We start from the raw sequence: 19737 nt of genomic DNA on the forward strand, positions 1-19737 counted from the left end.
TGTCGCCCCGGGTATGGGGTGAGGCTGTGCCAGCTGCATTGATAAGAGCAGCTGATGCTTGCCTCTGATGGCGATCAGGCTCGTCGGGCAAAGCCCAGGGCATCCCGAACCCGATTCAGCGTGGCGTTGGCCACGGTTTCGGCGTTCTCGCGTCCTGTGTTCAGCACCTGATCGAGCTCCGCAGGGTCGCTCATCAGCTCGCGGTAGCGCGCCTGAATCGGTTCTATGGCGTTCACCGTGGCTTCGGCCAGGAGGGGCTTGAACTGCCCCCATCCCATCTCGGCGCATTCGCTGGCGGCCTGCTCCCGTCCCTTGCCGCTGAGAATCGCGTAAAGCCCCAGAAGGTTGTCGGTTTCGGGTCGATCCGGGTTGCCGAATTCGAGTCCACGCTCTGGATCGGTTTTGGCACGTTTGATCTTTTTGGTGATCAGCTCTGGAGGGTCCAGGAGGGTGATGCGACTGCCCTCATTCGGATCGCTCTTGCTCATCTTGTTTCGACCATCCGTGAGGCTCATCACCCGAGCCCCTTCCTTGAGGATCAACGGCTTCGGAACCTTGAGCACAGGTGTTTCGTTATCACCGAAGCGGGCATTGATGCGCTGCTGAGCAATGTCACGTGCCAGTTCCAGGTGCTGTTTCTGGTCTTCACCAACGGGCACTAGATCAGCGTCATAGAGAAGGATGTCGGCGGCCATCAGAACGGGATAGTCCAGCAGGCCAACGGACACGTTGTCCCCCTGCTTCACTGCCTTTTCCTTGAACTGGATCATGCGTTCCAGCCAGTTGAGCGGTGTGACGCAATTCAGCAGCCAGCAGAGTTCGCTGTGGGCTGCCACCTGGCTCTGCACAAACACTGAGCAGCGCTTGGGATCGATGCCACAGGCCAGATAGAGCGCAGCCGTGGAGCGGGTGTCCTCAGCCAGTCGACTGGGGTCATGGGGAACGGTGATGGCGTGGAGATCGACCACACAAACGAAGGTGTCGTGGCTCTCCTGCAGCTCAACCCAGTTGCGGATGGCACCCAGCCAATTGCCGAGATGCAGTGCTCCGGTCGGCTGCACCCCGGAAAGAACCCTTGGCCGGCCCATCAATCAGCCCTCTGTTGCTTCGGTTTTGGTTTCGTCTGTCGAAGCATCTGCGCCCGAGACATCCGCGACGGGATCTGGGCTGGTTTCATCGGTCGGTGCCGTTCCCGGTGCCGGTTCGGACTCCACTACAGGTTCAGCCTGGACTTCCGGCTGGGGTTTGGCCGGGCGAGCGAAGGGGTTCGGACGGGAGCCACGGTTGCTGCGCTCGTCATCAAACCGGCGACCGCGACCACCTCCATCACGACCACCTCCATCACGACCACCGCCGTCACGACCACCACCATCACGCCGACCACCCCGGGCAGGCTGATTGCGTTGCTGTTCGATCAAGGCATCGAGTTGGCCGTCTTCCAACATCTGGCCAAGGCTTCGGACTGCGAAACCCAGGACGGCAACGGTTGAGCGGAGATTGAAGGCCTCCTGCAGCGCCCTCGCCGAGCGCATTTCGTTGTCACTCAGACGAATTCGAAAGCCTCCGCCCTCGCGGCCGCCGGCACGGTTGCCACGACTGCGCTGGCCGTCACGGCCGCCGTCTCCCTGTCCCGCCTGCTGTTGGGGATCGCTGTAGGAATCACTCATGGCCCATGGCCTGGAATCAGGCGCAAGTGTGACGCATCACCGGGGTGTTTTCAGTGATCCAGAGCAGCTGGTGGCATTCAACGCTGTTCTTCCGGGCCAGCACCAGCATCGGAACAGCCGTTATCCCTCGTTCGATCCGGTCTCGGTAGCTGCTCACCAGCTGTCGGTAACGCTGGGCGGTCCACCCGTGGATGGCGGTGTCCCTGCTGGTCCAGTAGTCCTGCAGAGCTCGTTGACAGTCCTCCATGCCGAAGTCATGCCAGCAGCTCTGCTGGGCCAGGAGTGGATCCACACCCTGTTGGAGCAACAACCGGTACTGCATCAGTTCCGGCGCTTCATCACGACCATCCGGGGGAAGAAGGCGATGCAGCTCGGTGAGCGGAGCTCGGGAGAGCTTCAGCCAGCAGCGTTCCCGCAGCAACACTGGAAGTTGCCAAGACCAGCCATCGGATTGGCGGACTTCGGCGAGCACGTCGATCAGCCCTCTTTGCTGACGCTCGGTGAGTCCGGCGAGCTGTATCGCTTCGGTGTTGGCTTCAGCCATGGGCACCGGTGTAGGTGATCCCGTCCTCCACGTACTCCTTGGGTTCCAAATGGATGGTGCACCGCACCGGCCCGAAGGTCTTGTCCAGGCGCTCCTCTACTTGCTCGGTGATCCGGTGGGCCTTGGTGAGGTCGTCGGCATCAACAACCATGTGCATCTCGATGAACACCTGTTGGCCCACGACGCCGCGGCTGGCGATGTCATGGCAGTTCATCACGCCGTCTGTGGCCATCGCTTCGCCGTAAATGGCCTCGGGGGCAATCGCCATGTGGTCCACCAGCCAGGGCAAGGTGCCCCGCAGCACTTGGGAGCAGACCCGGATGAGCAGAAGGGCCATGGGGATCGCCAAAGCGACGTCGAGCCAGTTCACCTGCAACCAGACCGCCCCTGCCATGCCCACGAGAACCACCACGGTGGTCCAGACGTCGCTCGCTGCGTGCTGGGCATCCGCCTTGAGCAGGCTGCTGTTCAGGCGCCGACCTTCTCGGAGCTCATAGCCCGCCAGGAGGAGATTGAACCCCAACACAAGGGTGAGCAGCACCAGTTCCTGGCCTGTGACCCGAATGGGAGGCAGCCCCTCCAGGAGCCGTTCTCCTGAACGCAGGAGGATTTCGATGGCTGTGAACAGGATGAAACCTGCAATGCCGAGGGCGCCGACAGCTTCGTATTTGCGATGCCCGTAGGGATGATCGCGATCGGGCCGTGGATCGGAGAGTTTGTTGGTGACCAGGCCCGTGAGGCTGGAGAGGGCGTCGGTGGCGCTGTGCATGGCATCCGCAATCACCGCCAGGGATCCACTCATCACCCCCACCAGAAGCTTCAGAAGCGACATGGTGATGTTCAGGCCCAGGGCCACCATGAGAACCCTGCGAACCCCCTGGCGGTTGTCGACCATCGGGATGGGATGACTGTGTGTCACGGCTGAACCTGGCCTGTTCCCAAGTTATGGAGAAGTCTTCCCTCTGGCCTGAAGTCCTGGATTCAGGTGTTGGGTTGAGCTAAGAAGGGCCACTGGTACGACAGACCCTCTGTTGAAACTTCCGGCTTCATTGCCAGACCTGGTGGTGTCACCGACGTCGCTGTTGCGGCCGCTGGCTGTGGCTGGAGTCGGGCTGCTTGCCGGACAGTGGTTGATCAGTGATGTCATGCATGTCCCTGGCGGAGGACTGGGTCTCCTGGCGGCTGGTGGTGTGGTGATCTGGCTCGGCCGCAAGCCAAGCCAGCCCCGTTTTGCGGCTCCGGTCTCGCTGGACGGTTGGATTAATCGATGTCAGGACGTGCTGGATCAGTTCGCGCGTTTTGAGCAGCAACCATCCGCCGATCTGGCCCGTCGCTCTGACTTGAAGGCGGTTGTGGATCGCACTGGCCCTGTGCGAATGGCCATGGTCACCCTGGGGTCTCCTCAGGGCCCAGACCAAGAGGACCTCAGCCGCTCTCTTGCAGGCCCTGTGCCGCTGACCCTGTCGTTGTGCCATCCCCTGATCACCGACGACGGCAGCCGCAGCTGGCCCCGCGGGCTTGTGGATCAAGATCTGATCCTCTTCATCCTGAACGCGCCACTGCTGGCCTCAGATCTGCTTTGGCTTCAGCAGGTGCCGGACAATCAACCCGCCTGGCTGCTCGTGGCTTCCGACGCGCAGGAACCGTCGACCGATGCTCTTGCTTCTCTCAGGGATGATCTCCCCGCACGCTGGCGAGAGCGGACCCTGCTTCTGGATCCGTCGATGACACTGCGCACAGCCTTGGCTCCTCTGCGCCGCTCCTTGAAACAGGCGTCTACCGAGACGCGGCCGCGGCTTTTGGCTGATCTCCACCGGCGATGGCAGCGCGACTTGGAGTCGCTTCGGCGTGATCGTTTTCTCCAGGTCCAGCAGCGCACCCAATGGGTGGTTGCCGGTTCTGTGTTGGCCTCCCCCGTCCCCAGCCTCGATCTTCTTGCCGTCGCGGTGGCCAACGGGTTGATGATCAAGGAGATGGGAGAGATCTGGGGGACGTCCCTCCAGCCGGATGTGCTCCGGGAAGCTGCGACGCAACTGGCGCGGGTGGCTCTCGCCCAGGGCGTGGTGGAGTGGACCGGACAAACCTTGCTGGGTCTGGCCAAGCTGGATGGCGGGAGCTGGCTCATCGCTGGCGCGATGCAGGCCCTTAGTGCGGCTTATCTCACCCGTGTGGTGGGACGTTCCATGGCGGATTGGTTGGCGATCAACGCTGGTGTCGATGAGCTTGATCTTGCGGCGCTGAAGCAGCAAGCCCCGCTGTTGGTGGCCCGGGCCGCAGAAGAGGAGCGGATGAACTGGAACGGCTTCGTACAGCAATCACGGGATTGGCTGCTTCACGCAGCTTCATGAATGCTTCATGAAGGGCTTAATGAAGTTTGTTTGAGACCTGATTCTGATTGTTTAGATCTCATGTAACGGAAAGTTCCGTCCATAAGCTTGTTCCACCTATCCCTTTTTTGGGAAAGGTTCATCCGTCTTCCTTCTCTTCTATGTCCACCGCAATTCGCAGCGGACGCCAGAGCAATTGGGAATCCTTCTGCGACTGGGTAACCAGCACCGATAACCGCATTTATGTCGGTTGGTTCGGTGTGCTGATGATTCCCTGCCTGCTGGCAGCCACCATCTGCTTCATCATTGCCTTCATCGCCGCACCTCCGGTCGATATCGATGGCATCCGTGAGCCTGTTGCAGGCTCATTCATCTACGGAAACAACATCATTTCTGGTGCTGTTGTTCCTTCCTCCAACGCCATTGGCCTGCACTTCTACCCCATCTGGGAAGCGGCCTCTCTCGATGAGTGGCTGTACAACGGCGGTCCTTACCAGCTGGTTGTCTTCCACTTCCTGATCGGCATCTCTGCCTACATGGGGCGTCAGTGGGAACTCTCCTACCGCCTGGGCATGCGCCCCTGGATCTGCGTTGCCTACAGCGCACCGCTGTCAGCGGCTTTCGCCGTGTTCCTGGTCTATCCCTTCGGTCAGGGTTCCTTCTCTGACGGCATGCCCCTGGGCATCTCTGGCACCTTCAACTTCATGTTGGTGTTCCAGGCCGAGCACAACATCCTGATGCACCCCTTCCACATGTTGGGCGTCGCAGGTGTCTTCGGCGGCAGCTTGTTCTCCGCCATGCACGGCTCCCTGGTGACCTCCTCCCTGGTGCGTGAAACCACCGAGAGCGAGTCCCAGAACTACGGCTACAAGTTTGGCCAAGAGGAAGAGACCTACAACATCGTGGCTGCCCACGGTTACTTCGGTCGCCTGATCTTCCAATACGCCTCCTTCAACAACAGCCGTAGCCTTCACTTCTTCCTGGGTGCCTGGCCTGTTGTCGGCATCTGGTTTACGTCCATGGGCGTATCAACCATGGCCTTCAACCTGAACGGCTTCAACTTCAACCAGTCCATCCTTGATGGTCAGGGCCGTGTTGTGAACACCTGGGCTGACATGGTGAACCGTGCCGGCCTCGGCATGGAAGTGATGCACGAGCGCAACGCTCACAACTTCCCCCTCGACCTGGCAACTGTTGAGTCCACTCCTGTGGCTCTTCAGGCTCCCGCCATCGGTTGATCTGGAATCAACCTGTTCCATGCGGAACAGCAAAAACGATTCAGATCAACTGAATCGGAAAGCCCCCTCCTCGGAGGGGGCTTTTTGTGTCTGATTGTGCTGGGTTTGAAACGCTTCAGGCACCCTCTGGGCACCAGCCGATCTCCCTTTCCAGTCGCCGCATCCACTGGTGACAGCGGTGATCAAGGTGTGATCCCTGGGGGAGAAGTTGTTGATGGTATGCGCAGGCTGGCTGGGTGACTCCTGCCTCGGAAAGGGTGTGTTCAAAGTGCTGGCAGGTCAGGCAGACCATGAGGGATCGGCTGGGTCGGAGCTGACCTGCGCCCATCGGTGGCAAGCTGCTCGGCAAGGGAATGCGGGCGGTCGGCATGGGTGAGCTGTAGTAACTCTGTACTACTCGCTTCGCATGGAACTGTCAACGTGCTGGTGCTGGTGCGGCAGTTTTGGGGAGAATGGGGGAATGAGTGAGTCCCGACCCACCCTCCAGTTCGACCTGGATCTCGAAGCTGTTCGCCTGCTTCACCGCTCCGTGAGTTTTCATCTTGAGAAATGGCCCGGCGGGCCGGATCCGCAGGAGCAGGAAGCTCTGCAAACGATGAAGACCCTGCTCACGGCAGCGTTACTGGAGTTCAGCTTGGATCAGGACGGTTAGCGCTAAGACCCGCGCTCTTCACTCGTCTTCATGGAATCGGCGACAGCAATCCATCGGCGATCTACAACTCATGCAGTCGGTTGAGAACGCCATGGAGCAACAGCAGGCTGGAACATGGGATGCGGTTGAGGCATGTCTGGAGTGCATCACCACCTGTTCGGTTGATGATGGTGAGTGTGTGACCACCTGTGTTCGCACCCATCTTGGTGAGGAGGAAGAGCTGTGGACGAGCAGTCTTTGTCTCTGATCTGGCCCGTTGAGCTTTCACTCTGAGCTGTCACCCTGAGCTGTCCTGTGGGTTGGTTGATCGCCATTGCAATCGTCCTGCTGCTGTCCTGGCTGGGATGGCGGTGGAATCAACTTGAGTGTGCAGAGGATCGCTCTGTCAGCGGCCGATTGGTGAAGCGCCTGCGTCGTCATTCACGACGACGAAAGCACCATCACTGAGATCCGTGATCTCTGCAGATGTGCCCATCGTTCCAGCTCCAGATCCATGGAGCTGTTGCTCGTGCTTGGCGGAGCACCTCCTGTTCTTCAAGGCTGACGGGGATGAATTCCGTTCTGTAATCAAATCCGTGATCTCGCATGGACTGGTTCAGAACCAGGCTGCCTTCGTTGCTGGACACTGAGCGGTGGTACGTCCCGATAGGGATTTGGAGGGCACCCATCGCTCGAATCAAATGAATGACGTGGTGGGGGTGCTCCCAGGCTGGATTGAGCAGTGTGAAGGTCCGGGACCCTTCCAGCACCAAGTTGTTGTCAACTTGATGACGGTGCACGTAGTACTGCTCTGACCCGTCTTGATCGGGAGGGGACGTGGCGTTGCCATGGTGGGCGACAACATCAGTGCCATTGCTTCCAGGAACCCCAGCATCAAAGAACGTGACCGATGGGGTTTCTCGGAAGACATGAATCGGCAGGAAGTGAAGCCTCATCGTTCCTCCTCAGGCTCTACTTATGACCGCTTTAAACCCGTCTTTGGATCGATGCGGATGCTCAGCACCAGATCAAATCAATCGTCATGGATGGCTCCAGATTTCGTTTCACAGGGCAGTCATTCACAACCCGCTTGAACAACTGAACCTGTTCCTCTGACAACTCTTTCGGAAGGGTGATCCATGCCCGAAGTGTTTCGATCCTGCGGGGACCCGATTGGCTCATGATTTTTTCAACCGATGCCTCTGCGTTGGTGACCGCCCAATTCCGGCGTTTGGCTGTGATTCCGATCACCGTCAAGACACAGGTGCCAAGAGCAGTGGCCAACAAATCTGTTGGTGAAAAGCTTTTTCCACGACCGTCATGATCAGGCGGAGCATCGGTGCTCAGCGTCACACCAGAGGGCCCATGTTCGGCTGAACAGTTCAGATTGCCGTTGTAGCGGCAGGAGATGCGCGTCATCAAGGCACTAACTTTGCTCAGGCCGCTGGCATCCGGCATCCCAGCTGAATCGTGCCTTCGTCGATCAACCGGCCGAGTCGCTGTGCGACGGCTTCCTCGGTTCGCGTGAATTGATCTTGTCGGTTGGTCACCCACGCCATTTCGCCGTTGGTGATCACCCCGGTGGACATGGCTTCCAGAAACAGTTCTCCGAGAGTCATGGCAATCATGCTGTTGGAATCACGTTGATGAGACTCCCAGGGGGGTGCATGACCTGCTCACCTTTCTTCATGGCAAAGGATGGTCTGAAGGGCCTGGTTGATCTGATCGTTGAGGCGTGAGCTGGCGGGATTGAGGCAAATCAAGCTTGTGAATCCCTCTCTTGTATCGGGTCTGTCAGGAGGGATGGTCAACGTTTGGTGCATCGCACGAATCACTGGTTCAGGAACCTGCCGTTGACGGGACCGGTTCCAGGCAAGGCATTGGTCCAACGGTGTTTGCAGCCACCAGCCGAACCACTGCAGTCGCCGTGCCCCCATGGGTTTTTGCATCAACCGCCTGCGCCAGCTGGCGTGCCCATGGGTCGCATCCACAAGAACGTTCTCGCCAGCAGCACAGGCGCTCTCGATGGCCCCATGGAGCAGGGGCTCAAGTTCACACCAGGGACCCTGAACGCCAGCGTCCCCCCACAGTTGCTGCCTCAGGGCGTCGCTGGACACCACCCGCGCGCGGAGAAACGGAGCGAGGGTGGAGGCAAGAGTGGATTTCCCACTGCCTGGTGGGCCGATGAACAGATGCCCTTGCTGTGCTGTTTCAGGCAACGAACCGTTTGTACAGCCATCGCACCAGCCCACCAATCACAGGCACAGGCGCAAACGTGGGGCCGACGAAATCGAAATAATCGCGGTGATCCCCGATTTTTCCGTCTGGATTGAATCTGAGCCGGGTTGTGCCGGGATAGATGAACTCAATTCCCTTGATTTTTAAGCCCATGCGCCATTCAACAAAGGCCATCTGATCGTTCACTGCTATGGCTTCGGTTTCCAGGAAAACGTCATCGCAGCGCTGCATCAGGCCCTCCTGAGCAAGGATGTAAGCATCAATTCCCTGTCGTTCCTGAGTTGGGTCGGTGAAGTGAACGTCATCGGCGTAAACCGCCTTCCATTGCGCAGCCGTGGGGCCGGGTGTTCCGTATGGCTTGGTGAACAGGGCACGGATCTGTTCCGCGTTCAGCGGGGGTTGGAGCATGGGAGGTGTTGTCATCAGAAGTCGGCGCCCACCTGAGCTGTGATGGTGTTGTTCACCTGCGGAGTGCTCATGCTTTGATAAATCGATTGAATCCGCAGTGTTGTGAACAACTTGCTGTTCACGGCGGGGTAGTAGCGGACCTCAGCGGTCAGGGTGTTGCCAGGTTGAACTTCGGTTGCCCAGACCGTTGTGAACTGGTTTTGAAGTCCGAAATGCAGGGTTGGCAATGGTTTCCAGCTGAGGTCTGCGGTGAGCGATGCGCCGCCATAGGTGTTGCCGCAATACGTGTCGCTGGCACAGGTCATTCCTCCTCCGCTCCACTGCACCGCAGGCCCGATGGACACTGTGAAATCAGTTGTTTCTGACTTCAACAGTGGGAAGGCCACACCGATGTTTCCCAGAACGGTGTTGACCCCGGAGTCATTGGTGCCGTTGAACTGGTAGCTGCTCAGAGCAAACAAATCGAGGTTGGATCCAATGGGCTTGTCGTATCGCAGTTCCGCAGACCCTTTCTCCGTATCGATGGAGAGTGCCTCTCCCGAATCCTTCGATTTGCTGGCGTTGAAACTGCCACTCAACGACAGCTTCTGCTGTTCATCGTTGTAGCGGGTTTTTCCGGTGAAGCTGACTGACATGGAGCTGTCGCCGTCCTTCTCATTGCCGATGAGACCTGCAGAGAGAGAGCTTGTCCAGAGAGGTTTGGCTTTAGCCGGTTTTAGTTGCTCTGCGGTGAGTTCCAAACGGCCCAGCTGGGGGTGGTCCAGCACCGTGGTTCCATCGTCCGGAGTCTGCTCAATCAACGTGCCGTGAATTTTGTCGCCGTTGCGCAGGGTCAACGTGACGGTTTCGGCCCAGCTCAGGCTGGGGAACATGCCGAGGGTCAGCAGTCCAGCGGTGGCGAGAAAACGGCGCATGGCGTCAGTTAAAAAAGCCTTTGGACTGCAGCCAGAGGCCAATGGCGACCAATGGTCCGAGGCCGGCGACCAAGAGCGTGATCTTCAGGCGCAGCGGAGACACCTGTTGGTTGTTCTGGCGCAGAGCCATAGCAAGGCACAAAGGCTGACGAACCTAAACGGTGCGCTCTATTGGTGCCTGTTCCGATGGCCACCAACCCGACCTCCTTCTCAGAGCTCGTACTCCTCTTCAAACTGCTCGATCAGGCCTTTGTAAAGCGCGAGAAGGCCTTCTGTTTCTTCGCAGAAGCCGTCAGTGGTGTATTTCGCAATCAGATTCACAACGGCGCTACGGATCTGCGTGAAGGCGCCGAGGTACTCAGCTTGGATGTCTTCATTCCGGATGTCGTTGATCAGCGCGCCCACCAGCTCAATCTTTCGCTTGGCAGCGGCCATTTCCGCTTCCATGTCCTTGTTGAGCTTGCGGCGTTTCTTCGGCATCCCCTCAACCGGATCAATCTTCGACATTACGGGAGCCGCCGGCTCGTCTCGTTCAACCAGATTCCCTTAGCGTTGCGTGGATTAACCCCTTGGCTTGTGGATCGGACCTTTCGCGGTGTTGCTTACGTGTCCGTCTGGGTGGTGATTTGGGGAACGGTGGCGTCCCTGATGGACTGGATGCTGCTGACGGGTGAGGTCTACGAAACAGCCAGTGCCGGTCAGGCGGTGACGTTCATCGCTTACGGGGCGGCGACGGTGGTGCTGGCGACACGATTCTCCGGACGTTTCCTTGTGGATTCAACCTCCGAAACTTCGGATCAGGAGTGAACCGCCCATCAACAGCGCCAAGATTTCGAAGGATCGTTTGACCAGACGACTTCCCTTCACCAACGAATAGTGGGCGCCCAGGAAGCCTCCGATCAGCGACCCCAGAACCAGTGCGGGAAGCCAGTCCCAACGAATCTCGCCGCTTAAGCCGAGCACCAGTGCGCCCGTGCCGTTCCATCCCAACCCCACCAGAACCAGGGTGTGGGCAACGGCTTTCGCGTAGCTGAGACCGAACCAGCGCACCAACCACAAGGTGACAAACAAACCTGTGCCTGAGGTCAGTGAACCGTTCAGAAGTCCAATGATGAAGAGTCCGCAGGCTCCGACGCCGATGGTGCGTGCCGTCAGAGGGCGGGGCTGGTCCGTCGTCCCCAGATCGGGTTTTCGAGCGGAGTAGATCCCCAGCCCCAGGGTCAGCAGGCCGAGGCTTGCGATGGCTGCTCGATCGGGCAGGGTAAGAACCATGCTTGCGCCCAAACAGACCCCCGGTAAGCCGGCACCAAGCACCAGCGCAGAGCGTTTCAGATCAAGGCTGCTGGCACGCCAGTGACGCCCCGTCGCTCCAAGCCCCAGGGCAACGCTGGCCACTTTGTGGGTGGCCAATGCCATGGCAAATGGGAGACCAAGAAGGATGAGAGCTGGCAGCTGAACCAGTCCGGCGCCACCTCCCGCCAGAGCCGACAGGGCATTGGCCCCAATGGCAATCCCCAAGAGGGCGATTTGGGTGAGCAGTTCGGGACCACTCATGCCCACTTGGCAAGGCGCATCGCGATGGGCCTGCTCACTGTCGTGTCAAGAAGGAAATGGGAATCGAAAACGTGATGATGCGATGGGGATCTCCGGGAAGAATGGCGACGCAGGCCACTTCCCGGTCAGCATGAGCCTCACGGGACTGCACAACAAAGGCCGTTGCGTCTTCGATGCTCCACATCGGGGCATCACCGGAACGGCGTTCATCTCTGTAGGACTGCCAAACCTCGACAAAGGCTTCACCCTCCTCACCGCTCTTCATTTCGCTCAGCGCTTGTTCCAATCCCACGTCTTCGAAACGCTCGAACAGACGCACCATCAATGGGTGAGCAATGGTGGATGAGGCCTTCAGCGTCGAATTGATCGTGCCGATAGCGGTCACGATCAGTTTTGGTTTGGCGCGCCTTGCATCGATGACTCCCACAGGCAGGTTGAGATCCCAGGTTGGGTGTCCGCTGACAGCACAGGCCAGATCAAACAGCCCCAAGCTGCATTGCTTGATCAGGCTCTGAATGGTCTGTCGATCCATGGTTCAGTTTCTCGCGGCCCGATTCACCGTTTGCATCCCAGTGTTGCCAAGATGGCTCTCGATTGGTGACGCAGCAGATGTCCCTGGTTCAGATTTATCTTGATGCCGTCACCCACCAGGTGATCACCAATGAAGAACTTGCCTATGTCGCAGGCAATCAGGATCGCTTTGATCGCACTGAATTGAAACTCACGGCGCGGCTGGAACACCTCATCGGTGTTGGCAATATCAGCGTCGGTAGGCGCTAACTAGCCAAATAGAATGCGCTGAAGGCGTGTCAGGAATAGACGCATTGGCCTTTTCTCACGACTGAAAATCATTCGGTCATGTGACAGCATCGCGCAAGTTACCCGATCTCAGCCCCTGATAGGCAGAAATTGAGGCGACGTCAAGACTTCAGGGGAGTGCTACGACCCCTGACCATGTTTGAAGAACATCGGGTGCACCTTGAGTCAGGGCCGATACGGCGCTAGCCGAACCGATTCCGATTCCCACCACGACACCGATGGCAAAGACAAGCAGTCCTGTCAGGACGCTGCGATCGGAAAAGGACATACCTGGATGATCAGCCTCTTTGACTTTCCTTCGGGGAGCATCAGTTGGCCACCTTGATGTCACAGGTCGTGATGGGTTCCTGGGGACATCAGTTGTGTGCTTTCGACCATAAAGGTAGATCTACCGACTGATCGAAATGGGCTGTCTTCGCTAACAACCGGTTGTCAGCCAGATGGCAGTCCAAGTCATGAAAACGATTGACGAGCACATTCAGAAGGATCAAGAGGAATTCCTCAAGGCCCTGTCTGAACACAATGAAGGCAAGGTCCGTCATCTCACGGAAGAGCTGCAGTGGTTGTTGGATCACAAAAAGGAATTTCCTGATGATCCCCATGACCCCTCTCCCCTGGAACTGTTCTGCGAGCAGAATCCCGATGAACCCGAATGCTTGGTTTACGACGACTGAGCCGTGCAGGCGGGCTGAGTAGAAGTACTCATCAGAAGGCCGTTGCTTGGCGTGGAGTCGCGCTGCGTCACGCAACTTATTTAAGTTGTGTGTAGTCGATTAGCTCTGCAGTGATCCGCGCCATCCTTTCCCGCCCCATTGCAGGCGATCTTGGACTACTTGTTCTTCGGGTGTTCACGGGTGCTCTGCTGATCCACCACGGCTACGAGAAGCTCGCCAACATCGAAAATTTTGCTGATGCATTTGTCCGTCCCTTGCATCTGCCTTTCCCGATCCTTCTGTCCTACGTCGCGGCGTTTTCGGAGGTGATTGGCAGCTGGTTGCTGATCACGGGGTTGTTGACCCGGATGGGGGCGTTGGCGGTTGCAGGAACCATTTCCGTCGCCATCTACCACGCGATCGTCACAGCTGGCTTCAATATCTACCTGCTAGAGCTTCTGGGGCTGTACTTCGCCGCCGCTGTTGCGGTGTTGGCCTGTGGACCAGGGGTGTTTTCCATTGATGAGCTCATCGCACGACGTCTTGAGCCCGACATGCAGTTTTCTTCTGAACAAGACGGCGACCTTGCTACAAGCAACGGATCTGTTCTTGAAGAAGTTGCAGTTGGTCGTTGATCATCACTGATTGATCGTTTGCCTGGTCCCGCTCCGGCGGGGCCTTTTTTAGTGCCTGGCAACGGTACGGGTGAAGGACGCGTCAGAATCGCTGGAGTTGGTTCAACGCGATGAAAGAGGTCAGCCTGCTGGAGATGATCGGACGGTCATTGGCAAAAGTTGCCGCTGGAGCGGGTGTTGCTGCGGTATTGATCTGGTTGACTTACGTGCTGCTGGATTTTGGGCATATGCAATCTGGCTTTACCCTCCCTCAGTCCAGTTATTGAACTGAGATGGAGTGGAATGATGCCGAGTCACCGTTGCTGATCATCTCCTCTCTGTTCATTGGTCTGCAAATCTGCTGGATCGGGGCCATGCTGCGACGTAACCAGCGCAGACGCTTGGGAGAACCTCTCAGTTCAACGGCATTTCAACGTGAACTCGAGCGGATTTTTTCAAGAGCGGATGGAGTGTCTTGAGTGATGAAGCAACTGCCTGGTCATCGGAGCAGAACGATGCCGCGATGGCTGAAAACCGTCATGGCAGGAACATTTACGGTGATTGCCACCATTTGGTTGCTCTCGTTGCTCCCATTTCTGCTACTTGCAGCACTCTTGTTATCAATTTTGCTAATTCCGATAACCCGCCGTCTCCGGCGGGAGATGGAGGAGGCTGGTTTCAATGTTGAGCAACCGATGGAATCTGACCAACGTCTAGATGTCAACATCACTCCATGGCACCGCCAAATGCGTAATGCCTGGAGAAAGTTCAGCTCCGGAATAGGTCGTTAGCCATTGAACGATAACGCCCCAATGAACGTCCCCCACGTCGGGCACGTGTTGTTAAACGTTGGCCAGGCAGGAGATACAGAGGAGCAAAATTCACGAGCATCGGTTCAGGACGATCCTTTTGCTCTGCAGCCAATTTTTCAGCGATCGCTTCGGCAGTGGTTTGGATAGGCGATGAGATTTTTGAAACCACTTCAGGCGCTTCAACCTTGATCGTTCTGCTGGCTACAGGAGAAACGACAGCTTGTTTGGTCGGCTTGATTGCGCCAAGAGGCCAAAGAAAGACCAGGCTCAACAGAAGAGCAATGGCTGCGGTCAATGTTCCAGTAAGTCCAAAGGCCAGCCCCTGAAAATTCCACAGCAGCCCTGATGCCGCCATGCCGAAGGTCCCGAGGGTTGCCAACATCAGGCCAAGGAATGAGGCCTGTGGTGCTTTGACCTTGATCGGCTGTAAGTCCTCAGTGGCTGAAATGGGTTCCAGTTGCGGTTCAGGTCGGAGCAGCACAAAGCTGATCCCGAGCAGCACCAACGCCGTCACCGTGCTGCCAAGCCCCAATGTGCGACCTTGAAAATTCCAGAGCAGACCTCCACCGGCAAGACCTGTGACACCGAGTGTTGCCAGAGCAAGACCGCTGAAGAAAGGGAGACGCTTCTGCATGATTCAGTTGCCCCTATTTTGCATGGCTGCGTAGGCGACGGCTCCGCCTGTAATCACGGTCAAAACGCCAGCACTAAGCAGGAAGCTCACCAATATGGCGAATCCAAGAAATGAACCCAAAACTGACATCTTGATTCGCAGCAGTTTTGATTTCATTAACAACACCAGCAGCAAAATCACAGTGGCCTTGAGGCTTGCAATTTTTGCAGCGCTGATGGGACAAAATGGATTAATCAACACCATCGGGTGGTCTTGGTCTGACAAATGCGTTGGTTAATTCTGGCGAATATAAGGGCGCACTGTGACACCTCCTGCCGCTTGAGCTTCCCCGCGCAATCAGCACCAAAAGGCCGTGACCTATGCACATTCCTGATGAAACTGCAGCCTGCCGTTGTCTGTGGGAGACGTTGACGGACAAAAAAAACGGGCCCTGAGGCCCGTTGATGAATCAAGCCCGCCGGATCAGCGGCGGCGGTTGCGGGAGCGCTGCTTCAGCTTGCGCTTGTACTTCTCAACGGGAGTCTCGTGGTGACGGATCCGACGCAGATCAGAAAAGATGCCGGCTTTGGCGACGGAGCGCTTGAAACGACGCAACGCAGATTCAATGCCTTCGTTCTCGCCGACTGTGACCTGACTCATCCGTTCCCCGAAAGAGAGCAATAAACAACGAGCTTACCAGCCACCCTCGCGTGTCGAGTCAGATGCCAAACACACTTGGGGAGACCCGGCTGCTCCATGGTCTGTACAGAGGTCTGTTCGGATGCTTCGGCGCCGTGCCGACCCAGGTTCTGCACCTGTCTTGCGTGACGGTTGTTGAAGAGATGGTGGCGCTTGCAAGCTTCTGCTTTGGGATAGGTCAACCACGTTCGGCAGGTCTCCGTCTTGTCCCTCACGCACTGCCCCCTGTGCATTGGCCTGGCTGTTCTTTCGGCCGTTCGATTTCTTGCCCACTGCGTTATGGCGGTTCAACTCGAACGCAGCACAGCAGGACAGACCACCCATCCCGCCGTGCTGTTGGGGACCATGTTTGAACTCTGAAAGAACCCCTCAGGGGTCTTTCGGGTTGATCAGCCGGACATAAGCCATGTCAGCTTTTTGCAGCGCTTCCTCTTCATGGGGTGCTTCACCGCTGTACAGCAGATGAATGATGCGACCGCGATCCATGCCTCGGTCAGCCACTTCCTGCCACAGCCTTGATGTGAGCTCGGCATCTCGCCATTCGATTTGAGCATCGATTAAGGCCCGCGTCATGGCGAAGTAGCTCTGACGGTCGTTGCGAAGCCGTTCTTCTGAAATGCTCTGTTGAAACGGTGGTTTCAGCAGATTGCGGATCGTTTCCGAAGCAGCTCTCAGTACCTTTGGCATCGCCGTTTTACGACTTCACTCAGTCTGATTCGGCTGTCATGGCTGACAACAGAGTGAAATGCCTATGGCTGCAGGGAATTGAGTATTTGAACCTACGGCGATTGAACGGTAGTCCTGATGACTTTTTGTAAAGTGAACCCGGTTAAATTCAATTCAGCTTCCAAGGTCTTGTGGAAATACTCGTGATGGCAGCCATTTTTGTCCCCTTTTCTGCACTTGTCATGAATGCATTTTCGGGTGATTCAGAAGATGACTTCGATTTTCTCTGAATGGAAGCGAAACTGCTAGCAATGTTGGCGTTCGGCGCCGCAGTTATGACTCTTTGGGCTTGGTTGATGGCAAACTTGCCGCAGATGGAGTCTGACCGGAACAAGCAAGGCAGCCGCCGTTGATGCGATAAGGCGCTATGTGTCCATGGATGCAGGTTGTGCCACGAAAAAAAAGTTTCTGTCCCACTTCTCGTGCGTGAGCGTCGGTAAGCGGCAACTTCAGCCATCGTTCGGGAACCTGCCCCACAAGTTTGGATCTTGCTTCTACAGCTTTTAAGCGTCGATCTTTTTCCTCACGATCGTTTTTGCGGTAAACCCCTTCGATCTGCAATTCTCTAGAGCAACGCTCGCAAGCGTTCACGGTTGGTTTGCGTCGAGCTGTGTTCAGCGACAACTTGTCGCTGGGAACTTCCCGCTCTGCTCCGCAGCTGCAGCGGCACCACCAGTAGACGTTCCCTGCTTTGGTCCTTCGTTCGGAAGCGCGCTCAACGGTGAGCTTCCCGTAAACCTCGCCGATGCGGTTGCGTGGACTAGATGGCATCGTTCAAGCGGGTTGCTGATCAGAAGACTTATCCAAATCGGCAAACTTATCTGCCATCGTTGGATTTCTGCGGGTCAATTTTTTAACCGTGACATCCTGTGCTTTATCGTTGGCGAGCCGTAGATTTCGATCGGCGCCCATCAGCGCATCCTTGGTTTTCTGTAGGTGATCAATCGATTTGTCGATTTCATCTATCGCTGTTTGAAAGCGTCTTGAGGCAAGGTCGTAGTTTCGTGAAAAGGCTGTTTTGAAGGTTTCGAGATCATTCTCGAAATTGGTAACGTCAATATTTTGAGCTTTAACAAGAGCCAGCTCTGCTTTGTATTCTAGTGACTTAAGAGCAGCGTTGCGTAGCAACGTGATGAATGGAATAAAGAACTGTGGCCGAATAATGTATGTTTTTGGATAGCGATGAGAAACATCAATAATTCCTGAGTTGTACAACTCATTCTCGGGCTCGAGCAGGGACACGAGAACTGCATACTCGCAGTTCTTTTCGATCCTGTCTTTGTTGAGCTCTTTGAGGAAGTCTTCGTTTTTCTTCTTTGTGGCTGTTGTGTCGGCTTCGTTTTTCATCTCAAACATGATCGAGATGATTTCATTATTGAGATTGTCTTGGTCGCGGAAGATATAATCACCTTTGCTTCCACTACTTGCGTCGTTGTCTTTTTCGAAATAGGCCCGCGGAAAGGCAGCAGCGCGAATTCGGTTGAATTCTGTTTCGCAGTGCGCCTCAAGGGTTTCTCCCACCATTTTGGTAGAGAGTCGCGCTTTCATGTCGCGTAGGCGTTCAATTGCCTGATCGCGATCATTGATTTGAGCTTCATAGCGCTCCTTAAGTGATTGTGATTCCAGTTGATGCTTCAGCTCGGTTTCATTTAAAACACTTTGGAGAGCATCCCTTTGTTTCTCCATCGTGCTCACTGCCTCATTCACAGCAAGCTTTCGTTCCATCGAACCTGCATTCAGCTGCGCCTTCAAATCACGAAGCTCGCCCTCTTTCTGGAGTGTCATCGCCTGCATCTCTTTGGCGAATCTTGTTTCTGCAAGACGTTGTTCTGTCGCCTGCTGCTCGCGCATCTGCTGCAGTTCAGCGGCGATACGATCCCGGTGCTTTTCGGCTTTATTGACAGCATCTTTAATTGCCAGTTCCTGATGCATTGCACTTTGCTTGAGTTTTGCTTCGAGCGTCTGCATCTCTCTGTCTTTTTTGGCAATGGCCAATTCGATGGCATTGCGTTTGTCTTGTTCTGCCAGGGCGAGCCGTTTGTTCAGTTGTTGCTCAAATTCTCGATCTCTAACCTGTTTAAGGATGTCGGCATAGCCGGCCTCATCCACCTTGAAGGCTGTGTTGCAGTGGGGGCAGATGATGTCGTGCATGTCTGACGATTTGTGTTGTTCGATCGCGCCACGTGGTGGCATTTTATCGGGCTCTGGCTAACAAGAGGTCAGATCAATGGTTGGTCCCATGCCTGACTGGTTTGACCCCCATGCCCTGCTGGAGACAGTGATTGTCGTCAGCATCGTGGCGATAGCTGCAGTCGGATTCGTGACCGGCATCAAGGATCTGATCACGGACGTTCGCAACCTGCGTCGGGCCAAGGTCTGACGATCCTTCAGCGCTCCAGGGCGGATCGGAGCTCTGCAATCCTTGCTGCATTCACGCCAAGGTCCGAATCCCCCAGTCGAGACTCAGAGCGTGCCTGTATCTGGCCCTTGTCGACGTCTGCAAAGAGTTCCAGGTCATCGACGAAACCAAAGATTTCGCTGCTGGCTTCCGCATGGAGGTAGTTCTCGTCTTGGTTAACGACAACCGTCCTGGGAGTTCCCTCCACCATGGAGCTCAGTCTGTGGAAATCCTCTGATGGGTTGGAGCTCTCCCAGGTTTGCCTTGCGCAGTGAGCAGACGTCTCACATGGACGGAGTACGCCGTTGCTCAGCCCCAGATCTGAGGGCATGGGCCCGACGATATGGAACAACATCAGAATGGGAGCCAGTAGTCCGACGATGTGGGTCACTGGTCTCTTCGGGAACGACCTCTCCAGTTGAGCATCCAAAGCCATAGTCCGAAAAGGGTTGCCACCGGTAGGACAATCACCACCAGCTGGCTAATTACGAATTGGCGTACCTCCGGATCCACGTTTGTGCTGGTTGGGGGGTCAACAGGCCTGAAATGGTCCCAGTTCGCCATCATGGTGGCGATTGATGGGCGTCGATGACGAATGCAAGCTGGATTGTGCTCGCGTGGCTGGTGGTGGCGCTTGCTTCAGCCGTGAAGTTCTGGTCGATCACGGGGCCGTATCGCAGGAAAACAGCCCTTTCGAGTGAAACAACGGTTGACCAAGCTCGTCAACGTTTGGAACGACGCTGGCGCAAGGACAGCAAGGTGTAATGCCTATTTATCGGCAATAACCCACGCCGTTGCTGCTCTTTGACGTACATAAAGATCAGCGAGTTCTCTCGCTAGGGCTTTCAAGCTGTCCAGGTCGTTGGTGTCGTCGATGGATCG

35 protein-coding genes are annotated in these 19737 nt (G+C 56.5%); 12 read left to right on the forward strand and 23 right to left on the reverse strand.

From position 1 onward, the window contains the following. Nucleotides 1-74 precede the first annotated feature (74 nt). The 4 genes from trpS to SynPROSU1_RS05535 are packed head-to-tail and all read right to left on the reverse strand — an operon-like array spanning nt 75 to nt 3106. Nucleotides 75-1088, reverse strand: a complete 1014-nt coding sequence (gene trpS / locus SynPROSU1_RS05520) for a tryptophan--tRNA ligase (RefSeq protein ID WP_186571891.1) — start codon at nt 1086-1088, stop codon at nt 75-77. Nucleotides 1089-1091: 3 nt separating this feature from the next. Further along, a complete protein-coding gene (locus SynPROSU1_RS05525) occupies nt 1092-1667 on the reverse strand; it encodes a hypothetical protein (RefSeq protein ID WP_186571892.1) in 576 nt (191 codons plus the stop codon). 16 nt (nt 1668-1683) lie between these two features. After that, nucleotides 1684-2211, reverse strand: a complete 528-nt coding sequence (locus SynPROSU1_RS05530) for a hypothetical protein (protein WP_186571893.1) — start codon at nt 2209-2211, stop codon at nt 1684-1686. Further along, on the reverse strand, nt 2204-3106 hold the full coding sequence (locus SynPROSU1_RS05535) for a cation diffusion facilitator family transporter (protein ID WP_186571894.1): 903 nt from the start codon (nt 3104-3106) through the stop codon (nt 2204-2206). Before SynPROSU1_RS05535 ends, SynPROSU1_RS05530 begins: the two co-directional genes overlap by 8 nt. A 136-nt stretch (nt 3107-3242) precedes the next feature. On the opposite strand from SynPROSU1_RS05535, the gene SynPROSU1_RS05540 reads away from it, so the two are divergent. Together SynPROSU1_RS05540 and psbA are read left to right on the forward strand one after the other, a co-directional pair. Next, the gene (locus SynPROSU1_RS05540) at nt 3243-4559 is read left to right on the forward strand and encodes a YcjF family protein (RefSeq protein WP_186571895.1); all 1317 of its coding nucleotides are present in this window, start codon (nt 3243-3245) and stop codon (nt 4557-4559) included. A gap of 140 nt (nt 4560-4699) precedes the next feature. Beyond that, nucleotides 4700-5776 carry a photosystem II q(b) protein gene (gene psbA / locus SynPROSU1_RS05545; protein ID WP_186571896.1) on the forward strand — a complete coding sequence of 359 codons (1077 nt, stop codon included), beginning with the start codon at nt 4700-4702 and terminating at the stop codon, nt 5774-5776. Nucleotides 5777-5891: 115 nt separating this feature from the next. Here psbA and SynPROSU1_RS05550 read toward each other — a convergent pair whose 3' ends face one another. Further along, on the reverse strand, nt 5892-6146 hold the full coding sequence (locus SynPROSU1_RS05550) for a galactose oxidase (protein WP_186571897.1): 255 nt from the start codon (nt 6144-6146) through the stop codon (nt 5892-5894). Between the two features lie 90 nt (nt 6147-6236). Between SynPROSU1_RS05550 and SynPROSU1_RS05555 the strand changes: the two genes are divergently transcribed. Beyond that, on the forward strand, nt 6237-6428 hold the full coding sequence (locus SynPROSU1_RS05555) for a hypothetical protein (protein ID WP_186571898.1): 192 nt from the start codon (nt 6237-6239) through the stop codon (nt 6426-6428). Nucleotides 6429-6498: 70 nt separating this feature from the next. Then, nucleotides 6499-6675 carry a hypothetical protein gene (locus tag SynPROSU1_RS13835; protein WP_222929904.1) on the forward strand — a complete coding sequence of 59 codons (177 nt, stop codon included), beginning with the start codon at nt 6499-6501 and terminating at the stop codon, nt 6673-6675. 193 nt (nt 6676-6868) lie between these two features. Here SynPROSU1_RS13835 and SynPROSU1_RS05565 read toward each other — a convergent pair whose 3' ends face one another. The 8 genes from SynPROSU1_RS05565 to SynPROSU1_RS05595 all read right to left on the reverse strand — a co-directional run bounded on the left by SynPROSU1_RS05565 (nt 6869) and on the right by SynPROSU1_RS05595 (nt 10447). Then, complete coding sequence (locus SynPROSU1_RS05565) at nt 6869-7363, reverse strand: hemagglutinin (protein WP_186571900.1); 495 nt, start codon at nt 7361-7363, stop codon at nt 6869-6871. Nucleotides 7364-7424: 61 nt separating this feature from the next. Next, a complete protein-coding gene (locus tag SynPROSU1_RS05570; RefSeq protein WP_186572268.1) occupies nt 7425-7826 on the reverse strand; it encodes an OsmC family protein in 402 nt (133 codons plus the stop codon). Between the two features lie 17 nt (nt 7827-7843). Beyond that, the gene (locus tag SynPROSU1_RS05575) at nt 7844-8026 is read right to left on the reverse strand and encodes a hypothetical protein (protein ID WP_186571901.1); all 183 of its coding nucleotides are present in this window, start codon (nt 8024-8026) and stop codon (nt 7844-7846) included. Nucleotides 8027-8083: 57 nt separating this feature from the next. Next, complete coding sequence (locus SynPROSU1_RS05580; RefSeq protein ID WP_186571902.1) at nt 8084-8626, reverse strand: ATP-binding protein; 543 nt, start codon at nt 8624-8626, stop codon at nt 8084-8086. Further along, a complete protein-coding gene (locus SynPROSU1_RS05585; protein WP_255444816.1) occupies nt 8619-9068 on the reverse strand; it encodes a nuclear transport factor 2 family protein in 450 nt (149 codons plus the stop codon). The genes SynPROSU1_RS05580 and SynPROSU1_RS05585 overlap by 8 nt, the downstream gene beginning before the upstream one ends. Next, a complete protein-coding gene (locus tag SynPROSU1_RS05590; protein WP_186571903.1) occupies nt 9068-9967 on the reverse strand; it encodes a DUF481 domain-containing protein in 900 nt (299 codons plus the stop codon). The genes SynPROSU1_RS05585 and SynPROSU1_RS05590 overlap by 1 nt, the downstream gene beginning before the upstream one ends. Before the next feature lie 4 nt (nt 9968-9971). Further along, the gene (locus tag SynPROSU1_RS13915; protein ID WP_255444817.1) at nt 9972-10097 is read right to left on the reverse strand and encodes a hypothetical protein; all 126 of its coding nucleotides are present in this window, start codon (nt 10095-10097) and stop codon (nt 9972-9974) included. An 80-nt stretch (nt 10098-10177) separates the two neighbouring features. Beyond that, nucleotides 10178-10447 (reverse strand): hypothetical protein, encoded by a 270-nt coding sequence (locus SynPROSU1_RS05595; protein ID WP_186571904.1) that lies wholly within the window; start codon nt 10445-10447, stop codon nt 10178-10180. 96 nt (nt 10448-10543) lie between these two features. Between SynPROSU1_RS05595 and SynPROSU1_RS05600 the strand changes: the two genes are divergently transcribed. Then, the gene (locus SynPROSU1_RS05600) at nt 10544-10774 is read left to right on the forward strand and encodes a hypothetical protein (protein ID WP_186571905.1); all 231 of its coding nucleotides are present in this window, start codon (nt 10544-10546) and stop codon (nt 10772-10774) included. Here SynPROSU1_RS05600 and SynPROSU1_RS05605 read toward each other — a convergent pair. Together SynPROSU1_RS05605 and SynPROSU1_RS05610 are read right to left on the reverse strand one after the other, a co-directional pair. Next, nucleotides 10745-11521, reverse strand: coding sequence for a sulfite exporter TauE/SafE family protein (locus SynPROSU1_RS05605; RefSeq protein ID WP_186571906.1), 777 nt, complete (start codon nt 11519-11521; stop codon nt 10745-10747). The genes SynPROSU1_RS05600 and SynPROSU1_RS05605 overlap by 30 nt on opposite strands. 34 nt (nt 11522-11555) lie before the next feature. Next, nucleotides 11556-12053, reverse strand: coding sequence for a hypothetical protein (locus SynPROSU1_RS05610; protein WP_186571907.1), 498 nt, complete (start codon nt 12051-12053; stop codon nt 11556-11558). Nucleotides 12054-12130: 77 nt separating this feature from the next. On the opposite strand from SynPROSU1_RS05610, the gene SynPROSU1_RS05615 reads away from it, so the two are divergent. Beyond that, nucleotides 12131-12301, forward strand: a complete 171-nt coding sequence (locus SynPROSU1_RS05615; protein ID WP_186571908.1) for a hypothetical protein — start codon at nt 12131-12133, stop codon at nt 12299-12301. Nucleotides 12302-12449: 148 nt separating this feature from the next. Here the strand turns inward: SynPROSU1_RS05615 and SynPROSU1_RS05620 are convergent, their stop codons facing one another. Beyond that, a complete protein-coding gene (locus SynPROSU1_RS05620) occupies nt 12450-12608 on the reverse strand; it encodes a hypothetical protein (protein ID WP_186571909.1) in 159 nt (52 codons plus the stop codon). A 187-nt stretch (nt 12609-12795) separates the two neighbouring features. Here SynPROSU1_RS05620 and SynPROSU1_RS05625 point away from each other — a divergent pair, with 187 nt between their 5' ends. From SynPROSU1_RS05625 to SynPROSU1_RS05635, 3 genes are all read left to right on the forward strand, one after another. Next, the gene (locus SynPROSU1_RS05625; protein WP_006852050.1) at nt 12796-13014 is read left to right on the forward strand and encodes a CP12 domain-containing protein; all 219 of its coding nucleotides are present in this window, start codon (nt 12796-12798) and stop codon (nt 13012-13014) included. 110 nt (nt 13015-13124) lie between these two features. After that, nucleotides 13125-13628, forward strand: a complete 504-nt coding sequence (locus SynPROSU1_RS05630) for a DoxX family protein (RefSeq protein WP_186571910.1) — start codon at nt 13125-13127, stop codon at nt 13626-13628. A gap of 110 nt (nt 13629-13738) precedes the next feature. Continuing rightward, nucleotides 13739-13894 (forward strand): hypothetical protein, encoded by a 156-nt coding sequence (locus SynPROSU1_RS05635; protein WP_170951142.1) that lies wholly within the window; start codon nt 13739-13741, stop codon nt 13892-13894. Between the two features lie 481 nt (nt 13895-14375). Here SynPROSU1_RS05635 and SynPROSU1_RS05640 read toward each other — a convergent pair whose 3' ends face one another. The 3 genes from SynPROSU1_RS05640 to rpsU all read right to left on the reverse strand — a co-directional run bounded on the left by SynPROSU1_RS05640 (nt 14376) and on the right by rpsU (nt 15692). After that, on the reverse strand, nt 14376-15053 hold the full coding sequence (locus tag SynPROSU1_RS05640; RefSeq protein ID WP_186571911.1) for a hypothetical protein: 678 nt from the start codon (nt 15051-15053) through the stop codon (nt 14376-14378). 3 nt (nt 15054-15056) lie between these two features. Continuing rightward, nucleotides 15057-15296: a hypothetical protein gene (locus SynPROSU1_RS05645; RefSeq protein WP_186571912.1), complete on the reverse strand. Its 240-nt coding sequence runs from the start codon at nt 15294-15296 to the stop codon at nt 15057-15059. 219 nt (nt 15297-15515) lie between these two features. Continuing rightward, nucleotides 15516-15692 carry a 30S ribosomal protein S21 gene (gene rpsU, locus SynPROSU1_RS05650; RefSeq protein WP_009790002.1) on the reverse strand — a complete coding sequence of 59 codons (177 nt, stop codon included), beginning with the start codon at nt 15690-15692 and terminating at the stop codon, nt 15516-15518. A 243-nt stretch (nt 15693-15935) separates the two neighbouring features. Between rpsU and SynPROSU1_RS05655 the strand changes: the two genes are divergently transcribed. Then, nucleotides 15936-16091 carry a hypothetical protein gene (locus SynPROSU1_RS05655; RefSeq protein ID WP_186571913.1) on the forward strand — a complete coding sequence of 52 codons (156 nt, stop codon included), beginning with the start codon at nt 15936-15938 and terminating at the stop codon, nt 16089-16091. Between the two features lie 9 nt (nt 16092-16100). On the opposite strand, the gene SynPROSU1_RS05660 is transcribed toward SynPROSU1_RS05655, so the two are convergent. The 3 genes from SynPROSU1_RS05660 to SynPROSU1_RS05665 form a co-directional block, all read right to left on the reverse strand. Then, entirely contained in the window at nt 16101-16418 is a 318-nt protein-coding gene (locus SynPROSU1_RS05660) for a hypothetical protein (protein WP_186571914.1), read from the reverse strand. 312 nt (nt 16419-16730) lie between these two features. Further along, complete coding sequence (locus SynPROSU1_RS13925; protein ID WP_255444820.1) at nt 16731-17228, reverse strand: early protein (E6); 498 nt, start codon at nt 17226-17228, stop codon at nt 16731-16733. 3 nt (nt 17229-17231) lie between these two features. Next, on the reverse strand, nt 17232-18608 hold the full coding sequence (locus SynPROSU1_RS05665; protein ID WP_186571915.1) for a DUF2130 domain-containing protein: 1377 nt from the start codon (nt 18606-18608) through the stop codon (nt 17232-17234). Nucleotides 18609-18696: 88 nt separating this feature from the next. Here SynPROSU1_RS05665 and SynPROSU1_RS05670 point away from each other — a divergent pair, with 88 nt between their 5' ends. Then, a complete protein-coding gene (locus tag SynPROSU1_RS05670; RefSeq protein ID WP_186571916.1) occupies nt 18697-18837 on the forward strand; it encodes a hypothetical protein in 141 nt (46 codons plus the stop codon). Between the two features lie 7 nt (nt 18838-18844). On the opposite strand, the gene SynPROSU1_RS05675 is transcribed toward SynPROSU1_RS05670, so the two are convergent. Beyond that, the gene (locus SynPROSU1_RS05675) at nt 18845-19291 is read right to left on the reverse strand and encodes a DUF1499 domain-containing protein (protein ID WP_186571917.1); all 447 of its coding nucleotides are present in this window, start codon (nt 19289-19291) and stop codon (nt 18845-18847) included. A gap of 152 nt (nt 19292-19443) precedes the next feature. On the opposite strand from SynPROSU1_RS05675, the gene SynPROSU1_RS05680 reads away from it, so the two are divergent. Then, nucleotides 19444-19620 (forward strand): hypothetical protein, encoded by a 177-nt coding sequence (locus SynPROSU1_RS05680; protein WP_186571918.1) that lies wholly within the window; start codon nt 19444-19446, stop codon nt 19618-19620. Nucleotides 19621-19737 lie beyond the last annotated feature (117 nt).

Source organism: Synechococcus sp. PROS-U-1, from assembly GCF_014279755.1.
Taxonomy (GTDB): Bacteria; Cyanobacteriota; Cyanobacteriia; order PCC-6307; family Cyanobiaceae; genus Parasynechococcus.